This is a genomic window from Klebsiella sp. A-Nf5 (genome assembly GCF_002810545.1).
Lineage (GTDB): Bacteria > Pseudomonadota > Gammaproteobacteria > Enterobacterales > Enterobacteriaceae > Klebsiella > Klebsiella variicola.
In genome coordinates this window covers 1-11,385 of record NZ_PIOG01000062.1, presented here as the reverse complement: position 1 = coordinate 11,385, position 11,385 = coordinate 1, and the positions used below count along the sequence as shown (strand labels likewise).

Annotated in this window: 10 protein-coding genes; 8 read left to right on the top strand and 2 right to left on the bottom strand. The window is 57.4% G+C overall.

Annotated features, from left to right (window positions below; genetic code table 11):
• From zapE to CWM53_RS06835, 7 genes are all read left to right on the top strand, one after another.
• Window positions 1-786 (top strand): cell division protein ZapE (gene zapE, locus CWM53_RS06865; protein ID WP_100750741.1); only part of this gene is annotated, 786 nt, incomplete at its 5' end.
• Between the two features lie 266 nt (window positions 787-1,052).
• Window positions 1,053-1,481 carry a 50S ribosomal protein L13 gene (gene rplM, locus CWM53_RS06860; protein WP_002918559.1) on the top strand — a complete coding sequence of 143 codons (429 nt, stop codon included), beginning with the start codon at window positions 1,053-1,055 and terminating at the stop codon, window positions 1,479-1,481.
• Window positions 1,482-1,496: 15 nt separating this feature from the next.
• Entirely contained in the window at window positions 1,497-1,889 is a 393-nt protein-coding gene (rpsI, locus tag CWM53_RS06855; protein ID WP_000829815.1) for a 30S ribosomal protein S9, read from the top strand.
• A gap of 57 nt (window positions 1,890-1,946) precedes the next feature.
• Complete coding sequence (locus tag CWM53_RS30860) at window positions 1,947-2,159, top strand: hypothetical protein (RefSeq protein ID WP_136049768.1); 213 nt, start codon at window positions 1,947-1,949, stop codon at window positions 2,157-2,159.
• Window positions 2,160-2,200: 41 nt separating this feature from the next.
• Window positions 2,201-2,839 carry a stringent starvation protein SspA gene (gene sspA, locus CWM53_RS06845; RefSeq protein ID WP_002918467.1) on the top strand — a complete coding sequence of 213 codons (639 nt, stop codon included), beginning with the start codon at window positions 2,201-2,203 and terminating at the stop codon, window positions 2,837-2,839.
• Window positions 2,840-2,842: 3 nt separating this feature from the next.
• Window positions 2,843-3,337, top strand: a complete 495-nt coding sequence (gene sspB / locus CWM53_RS06840) for a ClpXP protease specificity-enhancing factor (protein ID WP_008806663.1) — start codon at window positions 2,843-2,845, stop codon at window positions 3,335-3,337.
• Between the two features lie 120 nt (window positions 3,338-3,457).
• Window positions 3,458-4,162 carry an N-acetylmannosamine-6-phosphate 2-epimerase gene (locus tag CWM53_RS06835; RefSeq protein ID WP_100676245.1) on the top strand — a complete coding sequence of 235 codons (705 nt, stop codon included), beginning with the start codon at window positions 3,458-3,460 and terminating at the stop codon, window positions 4,160-4,162.
• 55 nt (window positions 4,163-4,217) lie between these two features.
• Here CWM53_RS06835 and gltD read toward each other — a convergent pair whose 3' ends face one another.
• A complete protein-coding gene (gene gltD, locus CWM53_RS06830) occupies window positions 4,218-5,636 on the bottom strand; it encodes a glutamate synthase subunit GltD (protein WP_074387485.1) in 1,419 nt (472 codons plus the stop codon).
• Window positions 5,637-5,645: 9 nt separating this feature from the next.
• Window positions 5,646-10,106, bottom strand: coding sequence for a glutamate synthase large subunit (gene gltB, locus CWM53_RS06825; RefSeq protein ID WP_008806660.1), 4,461 nt, complete (start codon window positions 10,104-10,106; stop codon window positions 5,646-5,648).
• Window positions 10,107-10,779: 673 nt separating this feature from the next.
• Between gltB and CWM53_RS06815 the strand changes: the two genes are divergently transcribed.
• Window positions 10,780-11,385 (top strand): TIGR01212 family radical SAM protein (locus tag CWM53_RS06815; RefSeq protein WP_100750742.1); only part of this gene is annotated, 606 nt, incomplete at its 3' end.

The following is an 11,385-nucleotide window of genomic DNA, read 5'->3' as shown; positions in this document are numbered from 1 at the left end:
GAGCTGACCACCCTGCAGGGACATAGCGACCCGCTGGAGATTGTCGCCGACCGCTTTAAAGCGGAAACCGATGTGCTCTGTTTCGACGAGTTTTTCGTCTCCGATATTACCGATGCTATGCTGTTGGGCGGGTTGATGAAAGCCCTGTTTGCCCGCGGCATCACCCTGGTCGCCACCTCCAATATTCCGCCGGATGAGCTCTATCGCAATGGCCTGCAGCGCGCTCGTTTTCTGCCTGCTATCGACGCCATCAAGCAGCATTGCGATATTATGAACGTCGATGCCGGCATCGATTATCGTCTGCGTACGCTGACGCAGGCGCACCTGTGGCTGTCGCCGCTGAACAGTGAAACCCACGACCAGATGGATAAACTGTGGCTGGCGCTAGCCGGGGCGCCGCGCGCGGCTGTCGGCCCGACGCTGGAGATTAACCACCGCGAGCTGCCCACGCTTGGCGTCGAAAACCAGACGCTGGCGGCATCGTTCGCCACGCTGTGTGTGGATGCCCGTAGCCAGCATGACTATATTGCGCTCTCCCGTCTGTTCCACACCGTGATGCTGCTCGACGTGCCGGTGATGACCGCGCAGCTGGAGAGCGAAGCGCGGCGCTTTATCGCCTTGGTGGATGAGTTCTATGAGCGCCACGTGAAGCTGGTGGTCAGCGCCGCGGTGCCGCTGTACGACATTTATCAGGGTGAGCGGCTGAAGTTTGAGTTTCAACGCTGTCTGTCGCGTCTGCAGGAAATGCAGAGCGAAGAGTACCTCAAGCGCCCGCACATGCCCTGACAGGGCACTTTTTCCCGGCAGATTCAGGGCCGGAAGGCTGCCCCGGGACCTGCCTGAAAAATCTCATAAAGGGGTCGATCTTTGACCCCGACTTCTCTATAATCTTGCGACCCCACGTTACGAGAAGGTTTTTTTCCCGAAACTTTCTATGTGCCGGCATAGGCTATTCGAAGGGGTAGGTTTGCTGGACAATGTCGTGTGAACCTCAACTGACTAAACGTTTGGGTGTTCACCAACGTGTAACTTATTATTTGGGTAAGCTTTTAATGAAAACTTTTACAGCTAAACCAGAAACCGTAAAACGCGACTGGTATGTTGTTGACGCGACCGGTAAAACTCTGGGCCGTCTGGCTACTGAACTGGCTCGTCGCCTGCGCGGTAAGCATAAAGCGGAATACACTCCGCACGTTGATACCGGTGATTACATCATCGTTCTGAACGCAGAAAAAGTTGCTGTAACCGGCAACAAGCGCGAAGACAAAATGTACTACCACCACACCGGCCACATCGGTGGTATCAAAGAAGCGACCTTTGAAGAGATGATTGCCCGCCGTCCTGAGCGTGTGATTGAAATCGCGGTTAAAGGCATGCTGCCAAAAGGCCCGCTGGGTCGTGCTATGTACCGTAAACTGAAAGTTTACGCGGGTAACGAGCACAACCACGCGGCACAGCAACCGCAAGTTCTTGACATCTAATCGGGATTATAGGCAATGGCTGAAAATCAATACTACGGCACTGGTCGCCGCAAAAGTTCCGCAGCTCGCGTTTTCATCAAACCGGGCAACGGTAAAATCGTTATCAACCAGCGTTCTCTGGAACAGTACTTCGGTCGCGAAACTGCCCGCATGGTAGTTCGCCAGCCGCTGGAACTGGTCGACATGGTTGAGAAACTGGATCTGTACATCACTGTTAAAGGTGGTGGTATCTCTGGTCAGGCTGGTGCGATCCGTCACGGTATCACCCGCGCTCTGATGGAGTACGATGAGTCTCTGCGTGGCGAACTGCGTAAAGCAGGCTTCGTTACTCGTGATGCTCGTCAGGTTGAACGTAAGAAAGTCGGCCTGCGTAAAGCACGTCGTCGTCCGCAGTTCTCCAAACGTTAATTGTTTTCTGCTCACGCAGAACAATTTGCGAAAAAACCCGCTCCGGCGGGTTTTTTTATGGATAAAACGGCTGTTATCCACAATCATGCCGCCGCTTTTCGCCACTTTTTCAGCATTTCCAGAATCCCCTCACCACAACGTCTTCAAAATCTGGTAAACTATCATCCAATTTTCTGCCCAAATGCTGGTGATTGTTCATTTTTTGTTTTATTCGTGAACGAAGGTGACATCGCGCTACTGGGGTTTTTACATCTGGCCGGTCATGAGTGACTGGCAGCAGTACAAAATTCTGAATATACCTGGAGGTTTTCATGGCTGTCGCTGCCAACAAACGTTCGGTAATGACGCTGTTTTCTGGTCCTACTGACATCTATAGCCATCAGGTCCGCATTGTGCTGGCTGAGAAGGGTGTCAGTTTTGAGATAGAGCACGTGGAGAAGGACAACCCACCTCAGGATCTGATTGACCTCAACCCGAATCAAAGCGTACCGACGCTGGTGGATCGTGAGCTCACTCTGTGGGAATCTCGCATCATTATGGAGTATCTGGATGAGCGTTTCCCGCATCCGCCGTTAATGCCGGTTTATCCGGTGGCGCGTGGAGAAAGCCGCCTGTATATGCAACGTATCGAGAAGGACTGGTATTCGCTGATGAATACCATCCAGAGCGGTACCGCAGCACAAGCTGATGCTGCGCGTAAGCAGCTGCGTGAAGAACTGCTGGCTATCGCGCCGGTCTTCACCCAGAAACCTTACTTCCTGAGCGACGAGTTCAGCCTGGTAGATTGCTACCTGGCGCCGCTGCTGTGGCGTCTGCCGGTTCTCGGTGTGGAACTGGTTGGCGCAGGCGCGAAAGAGCTCAAAGGCTACATGACTCGCGTATTTGAGCGTGATTCCTTCCTCGCTTCTTTAACTGAAGCCGAGCGTGAAATGCGCCTCGGTCGGGGCTAAATAATGGATGTATCACAGCTGACGCCGCGTCGTCCGTATTTATTGCGGGCGTTTTATGAGTGGCTGCTGGATAACCAGCTGACGCCGCACCTGGTAGTGGATGTCACTCTGCCGGGCGTGCTCGTACCGATGGAGTATGCGCGCGACGGTCAAATCGTTCTCAATATTGCCCCGCGTGCGGTCGGCAATCTGGAGCTGGCGAATGACGAGGTGCGTTTTAACGCGCGCTTTGGCGGCGTTCCGCGCAACGTTTCCGTCCCGCTGGCTGCGGTACTCGCCATCTATGCCCGTGAGAACGGCGCTGGCACGATGTTCGAACCTGAGGCGGCCTATGACGAAGATGTCAGCAGCCTCAACGATGATGACGTCGCGCCTGAGAGCGAAAGCGAAACGGTGATGTCGGTGATTGATGGCGATAAGCCGGATAATCACGACGACGATCCTGACGACACGCCGCCGCCGCGCGGTGGTCGCCCGGCGCTCCGCGTTGTGAAGTAACGCCTGACAGGCCCTCCGGGGCCTGTTTTTTTTTGCCTGCCTGCTTTGTTAACCCCGCCACACATCACGCGTCCTGCGGCTGATACTGTTATTGCCACACTTATCTTTCAGGGAGCAGTTATGTCTTTACTTGCACAACTGGATCGGCGTATTCGCCATGACGGCGGGTTAATTGTCTCCTGTCAGCCGGTACCGGGCAGCCCGCTGGATAACCCCGCCATCGTCGCGGCGATGGCGCTGGCGGCAGAGCAGGCGGGGGCGGTGGCGCTGCGCATAGAAGGTCTGGCCAACCTGCATGCCGTTCGTCCGTTAGTGACGGTGCCCATTATCGCGCTGATTAAGCGCGATCTGCATGATAGCCCGGTGCGTATTACGCCGTGGCTTGAGGATGTGAATGCCCTGGCGCAGGCGGGGGCCGATATCATTGCGGTTGACGGCACGCGGCGTCAGCGTCCGGCCTCTGTCGCATCGTTGTTGGCGGCAATTCACCGCCAGGGGAAAAACGCGATGGCAGATTGTTCCTCTCTCGACGATGCCCTTGAATGCTGGCAATTGGGTTTCGATATGGTTGGCACCACCCTCTCAGGCTATACCGCAGAGGAGACACCGGACGAACCGGACCTGGCGCTGGTGAAAAGCCTGAGCGCCGCGGGCTGCAGAGTCATCGCCGAGGGGCGCTACAATACGCCTGCGCAGGCGGCTGAGGCGATGCGTTGCGGTGCGTGGGCGGTAACCGTCGGATCGGCGATCACCCGTTTAGAGCATATCTGCGGCTGGTATAATTCGGCGCTGAAAGCGGCGGTTTGCCCGGCGAATGAGCAATAAAAAAGCCCGATGGCGTTAACCATCGGGCTTTTATGCGCTGAGGCTCAGAGCCTAGTCAGACTTCAAGGTAGTTCAGGATCCCGTCCGCCGCTTTACGGCCTTCGGCAATCGCAGTGACCACCAGGTCGGAACCGCGAACGATATCGCCACCGGCGAAGATTTTCGGGTTGCTGGTCTGGAACGCGTTGTCGCTGCCTTCCGGCGCGATGATGCGGCCCTGAGAGTCCAGCTCGACGCTGTGCTTCGCCAGCCACTCCATGCTGTGCGGACGGAAGCCAAAGGCCATTACCACCGCATCAGCCGGCACCACGTGTTCAGAACCGGCGACGATCTCCGCGCGACGGCGGCCTTTCGCGTCCGGCTGGCCCATCTCGGTGCGCGCCATCTTCACGCCGCACACTTTGCCATTGGCATTCACTTCCACACCCAGCGGCTGGACGTTGAACTGGAACTCAACGCCTTCTTCACGCGCGTTTTTCACTTCGCGTTTTGAACCCGGCATGTTCTCTTCGTCACGACGATAGGCACAGATCACGTGCGCCGCATTCTGACGAATGGAGGTCCGCACGCAGTCCATCGCGGTGTCGCCACCGCCGAGCACGACCACGCGTTTGCCTTCCATGCTGACGTAGGGCTCATCAGCGGTTTCACCGAAGCCCATGATCTGCTTGGTGTTAGCGATCAGGAACGGCAGCGCGTCGTAGACGCCCGGGGCGTCTTCGTTGTCCAGTCCGCCGCGCATCGACTGATAGGTCCCGACGCCGAGGAACACGGCATCGTACTCCTTCAGCAGGTCGTCGAGCTGCACGTCGCGGCCCACTTCGATATTGAGTTTGAACTCAATACCCATGCCGGTGAAGATTTCACGGCGGCGGGTCATCACCTCTTTTTCCAGCTTGAACGCCGGGATACCGAACGTCAGCAGGCCACCGATTTCCGGATGGCGGTCAAACACCACCGCTTTGACGCCGTTGCGGGTCAGCACGTCGGCACAGGCGAGGCCCGCCGGGCCAGCACCGATGATAGCGACGGTTTTACCGGTCGGCTTCACGCCGGAGAGATCCGGGCGCCAGCCCATTTCAAACGCTTTGTCATTGATATAGCGTTCGATGTTGCCGATGGTCACCGCGCCGAACTCATCGTTCAGCGTACAGGAACCTTCACACAGGCGGTCCTGCGGGCAAACGCGCCCGCAGACTTCCGGCAGGGTGTTGGTCTGATGCGACAGCTCAGCCGCCTCAAAAATACGCCCCTCGTTGGCCAGCTTCAGCCAGTTCGGGATGTAGTTATGCACCGGGCATTTCCATTCGCAGTACGGGTTGCCGCAGGAGAGGCAGCGATCTGCCTGCGCCTTGGCCTGGCCTTCTGAAAACGGCTCGTAAATTTCCACAAACTCAATTTTACGGATCTTCAGCGGTTTCTTTGGCGGATCAACGCGCTGCAGGTCGATAAATTGATAAACGTTCTGACTCATCTTAACCCCTTACTGCGCCTGCACCCGCAGCTCAGCTGCGGAACGACTACGGTGACCCAACAGTGCTTTAACATCGCTGGACTTCGGTTTAACCAGCGCAAACTTCGCGGAGAAGGCCGGCCAGTTGGCGAGGATCTCTTCGCCACGTTGCGAACCGGTAAGCTGCACATGTTCGGTGATTAAACCGCGCAGGTGCTCTTCATGGATAGCCAGAGAATCAACGTCCAGCACTTCCACCAGTTCCGGGTTCACGCGTTTACGGAAGTCGCCATCTTCATCCAGGACATAAGCAAAGCCGCCGGTCATCCCTGCGCCAAAGTTGACGCCGGTTTTACCGAGCACGCAGACGATGCCGCCGGTCATATATTCACAGCCGTTGTCACCGATGCCTTCCACCACGGTAATGGCGCCGGAGTTACGCACGGCGAAACGCTCGCCTGCGCGGCCTGCGGCGTACAGACGACCACCGGTCGCGCCGTACAGGCAGGTGTTGCCGATAATGCTGGCTTCATGGCTGCGGAACGCAGAGCCGACCGGAGGACGAATGGCCAGCAGACCGCCCGCCATGCCTTTCCCGACATAGTCGTTGGCATCGCCGGTCAGATGCAGCTCTACGCCACCGGCGTTCCACACGCCGAAGCTCTGGCCTGCGGTGCCGCTAAAGTGGGCGACGATCGGATCCCCGGCCAGTCCCTGGTCACCATGGGTCTGGGCAATATAACCGGACAGCGAGGCCCCCACGGAGCGGTCGGTATTGCGGATATCGAACCAGAACGTTTTGCTCTGCTTTTCATCCACGTACGGTTTCGCCTGCTGCAGCAACTGCGCGTTGAGTACACCGTTATCGAACGGTGGGTTGTTCTCGGTGCAGTACAGCGCTTTGCCCGGATGCGGCTCTGCGGTCTCCAGCAGTTTACCCAGATCCAGTTTCTGCTGTTTGGCAGTAAACCCATCCAGCTCTTTGAGCAGATCGGTGCGGCCAATCAGATCCACCAGACGCTTGACGCCCAGCTGGGCCATCAGCTCGCGGGTCTCACGGGCGATAAATTCAAAGTAGTTGGTCACTTTGAACGGCAGACCGTGATAGTGGTTCTTACGCAGTTTGTCATCCTGAGTCGCCACGCCGGTCGCGCAGTTGTTCAGGTGGCAAATACGCAGGTATTTACAGCCCAGCGCGACCATCGGGCCGGTACCGAAACCGAAGCTCTCTGCGCCGAGGATCGCCGCTTTGATGATATCGAGGCCGGTTTTCAGGCCGCCGTCCACCTGCAGACGGATCTTATGACGCAGACCGTTAGCGACCAGCGCCTGCTGGGTTTCCACCAGGCCAAGCTCCCACGGACAGCCGGCATATTTCACCGATGAGAGCGGGCTCGCCCCGGTACCGCCGTCGTAGCCGGCGATGGTGATCAGGTCGGCATAGGCTTTGGCCACGCCGGTGGCGATGGTGCCAACACCCGGTTCAGAAACCAGTTTGACCGAAATCATCGCTTTCGGGTTGACCTGCTTGAGGTCGAAAATCAGCTGTGCCAAATCCTCGATAGAGTAGATATCGTGGTGCGGCGGCGGGGAGATCAGCGTCACGCCCGGTACGGAATAGCGCAGTTTGGCGATGTACGGGGTGACTTTATCACCCGGCAGCTGACCGCCTTCACCCGGCTTCGCCCCCTGGGCGACTTTGATCTGGATGACGTCGGCATTGACCAGATAGGCTGGCGTGACGCCGAAGCGGCCGGACGCGACCTGCTTGATGCGCGACACTTTATTGGTGCCGTAGCGCGCCGGGTCTTCACCGCCTTCACCGGAGTTAGAGAAACCGCCGATGCTGTTCATCGCTTCCGCCAGCGATTCGTGTGCTTCAGGGCTCAGCGCGCCGATCGACATCGCCGCGGTATCGAAGCGTTTGAACAGCTCTTTCGCCGGTTCTACGTCGTCGATACTGATAGCGTCTTCGCCTGGATTGAGCGCCAGCAGATCGCGCAGCGTGGCCGCCGGACGTTCGTTAACCAGTTTCGCGTATTGTTGATAGTCGCTGTATTCGCCGCTCTGCACGGCCTTCTGCAGGGTCTGAACCACGTCCGGGTTGTAGGCGTGATATTCACCGCCGTGCACGAACTTCAGCAGGCCGCCCTGAGCCAGTGGCTTACGTGCCAGCCAGGCGCGTTTCGACAGATTCAGCAGATCCTGCTGGAAATCGTCGAAGCCGGCGCCGCCGATGCGGCTGACCACGCCCTGGAAGCAGAGATCGGAAACCTCGCGATGCAGACCGACGGCTTCGAACAGCTTCGAGCAGCGGTAGGACGCGATGGTGGAGATCCCCATCTTCGACATGATTTTGTACAGACCTTTGTTGATACCGTTGCGATAGTTCAGCATCACCGCACGGTAGGCTTTATCGATAGCTTTGCTGTCGACCAGCTTCGCCAGCGTTTCATAGGCGAGGTACGGATAGATAGCGGTCGCGCCGAAGCCGAGCAGGACCGCAAAGTGATGCGGATCGCGGGCGCTGGCGGTTTCAACGATGATGTTGGCATCGCAGCGCAGACTTTTATCGACCAGACGGGTCTGGATCGCGCCAACGGCCATCGGCGCCGGTACCGGCAGACGGTCTTTGGCGATGTTGCGGTCGGACAGCACCAGCAGCACGGTACCCTCGCGCACCATTTGCTCTGCTTTGTCACACAGGGCTTTCACCGTCTCGCTGAGCGAGGCCTCTGCCGGGTTAAACGTGATGTCGAGGACGTCGGCACGATAGTGCTCTTCTTCCATCGTCGTCAGCTGTTTGAAATCGGAGTACAGCAGGATCGGCGATTTGAAGCTCAGGCGATGGGCCTGGCCTTCCGCTTCGCAGAAGACGTTCATTTCGCGACCGATGCTGGTGGCCAGCGACATGACGTGCGCTTCACGCAGCGGATCGATAGGCGGGTTAGTCACCTGGGCGAACTGCTGACGGAAGTAATCGTAGATAATGCGCGGCTGGCTGGAGAGCACGGCGAAAGGCGTGTCATCGCCCATCGAACCGACTGCTTCCTGGCCATTTTCGCCGAGCACGCGCAGAACGGAGTCCAGCTCTTCCGCGCTGTAGTTAAACTGTTTCTGGTAGCTGGCGAGCGTGTCGTCATCCAGCTGGCGGCTGCCGACTTCTTCTTCCGGCAGATCTTCGAACGGCACCAGGCGACGAACGTTTTTCTCCATCCACTCTTTGTACGGGTGGCGGCTCTTCAGATCGTCATCGGTTTCCGCCGAGTGCAGAATGCGTCCGGCGCGGGTATCGATAACCATCAGCTCGCCCGGGCCCACGCGGCCTTTCTCGACCACTTCGTCCGGCTGGTAGTCCCAGATACCGACTTCAGAGGCGCAGGTGATGAGCTTATCTTTGGTAATGACGTAGCGCGCCGGGCGCAGGCCATTACGATCGAGGTTACAGGCAGCGTAGCGGCCATCGGACATGACGATGCCCGCCGGGCCGTCCCACGGCTCCATGTGCATAGAGTTAAAGTCGAAGAACGAACGCAGCTCCGGATCCATATCCGGGTTGTTCTGCCAGGCTGGCGGCACCAGCAGGCGCATGGCGCGCACGATATCCATCCCGCCGGCCAGCAGCAGCTCCAGCATGTTGTCCATTGAACTGGAGTCAGAGCCGGTTTCGTTCACGAACGGCGCGGCGTCGTGCAGATCCGGGATCAGCGGGGTCTGGAACTTATAGGTACGGGCGCGGGCCCACTGGCGGTTGCCGGTGATAGTGTTGATTTCACCGTTGTGCGCCAGGTAACGGAACGGCTGCGCCAGCGGCCAGCGCGGCACGGTGTTGGTGGAGAAGCGCTGGTGGAACAGGCAGATAGCCGACTCCAGGCGCAGGTCCGCGAGGTCCAGGTAGAAGCGCGGCAAATCCGCCGGCATACACAGACCTTTATAGATGTTGACCAGGTTGGACAGGCTACAAACGTAGAAATCTTTGTCTTCCTGCAGGCGTTTTTCAATGCGACGACGCGCAATAAACAGACGGCGCTCCATATCGCGCGGGCGCCAGCCAGCCGGGGCGTTCACAAAGATTTGCTCAATACGGGGCAGCGAGGAGAGGGCGATTTCACCGAGGACGCCTTCGTTGGTCGGCACATCGCGCCAGCCGACAATCGACAGGGTCTCAAGCTGAAGTTCTTCTTCAACGATGCGGCGCGCCGCTTTAGCCAGCTCAGGATCTTTATTCAGGAACAGCATCCCAACGGCGTAGTTTTTGGCTAAACGCCAGCCGCGCTCTTCAGCAACGATGCGGAAGAAACGATCGGGTTTTTGCAGCAGCAGACCGCAACCGTCGCCGGTTTTACCATCGGCAAGGATTGCGCCACGGTGCTGCATGCGGGCCAGTGCGTGTATCGCGGTTCGCACTACCTTGTGGCTAGGTTCGCCTTCTATGTGGGCGATCAGGCCGAAACCACAGTTATCCCTCTCAAGGGATTTGTCGTACAACATATCAGTGAACCTCCCCAGGCTCTACGGACACCCTCCGATACCGATTGCGCACAGGCACAGAAAGAGCATGGCGACGGGGTTTGCACCTCGCATTCGCCCTCTTTAAATCCTTTTCGCATCGGTACACAAGTTTGAGGACTTGCTGTTAAGAGGGAATCTCAATTACTGCATAAATATGATGAGCAGAGTGCTCATCCAGAAAGCTTCCAGCGGATCCCCAACTTATCGGGAATCCACACTTACGTCAAATGGCAATCTTATTAATACAAAAATGTGCTATACAGGCGTTAACTTATTGTTTTAAAAATAAATAGAACCATTTTTTGTGCTCTTGATACGCCTGCTGAGGGTAAGGCTAGTGTGATCTGTCTCACTGTGCGCGCGGCTTTGCGTTACCGTTATGCGCTGAAATATATTCCACTGTTAGCATATTTGACTGCAATGTATTTTCATGGTGGATATTAATACTGTTTTTTGCCGTGAAGAAGATTAGGGCTATCCGCAGGTGAAATATAAGGAAAACTCATCACCGCAGAGGTGAATGAAATTGCAGTAATCATGATTGTTTATGCAATGAGGGTGGCCGCCGCGCTGACGATTGATCCAGGTCATCGCCGTCGGTGACAAAAAGTGGCAGGCTTGGCCCCCTTTGTTGAGGCCGGTCTATCAGAATATGCAGTTACAGAAATTAGTCAATATGTTTGGTGGGGATCTTATGCGCCGCTATGGCGAAAAGGTCCATAAGCTGACGCTGCACGGCGGTTTTAGCTGCCCGAACCGCGACGGCACGCTGGGCCGCGGCGGCTGCACTTTCTGTAATGTGGCTTCCTTTGCCGATGAGGCGCAGCAGCATCGCTCCATCGCCGAACAGCTCGCTCATCAGGCGCAGCTCGTCAACCGGGCAAAGCGCTATCTGGCCTATTTCCAGGCCTATACCAGCACCTTCGCTGAAGTGCAGGTGCTCCGCTCGATGTATCGTCAGGCCATCAGCCAGGCGAATATCGTCGGCCTCTGCGTCGGCACCCGTCCGGACTGCGTGCCGGAGGCGGTCCTCGATCTGCTGAGTGAGTATCATGAGCAGGGGTATGAGGTATGGCTGGAGCTGGGACTGCAAACCGCCCATGATAAAACCCTGCATCGGATTAACCGTGGGCATGATTTCGCATGCTACCAGCGCACCGCGCGTCTGGCGCGAGAGCGCGGGCTGAAGGTCTGCGCGCATCTGATCGTCGGCCTGCCCGGGGAGACTCAGGGGCATTGCCTGGAGACGCTGGAGCGG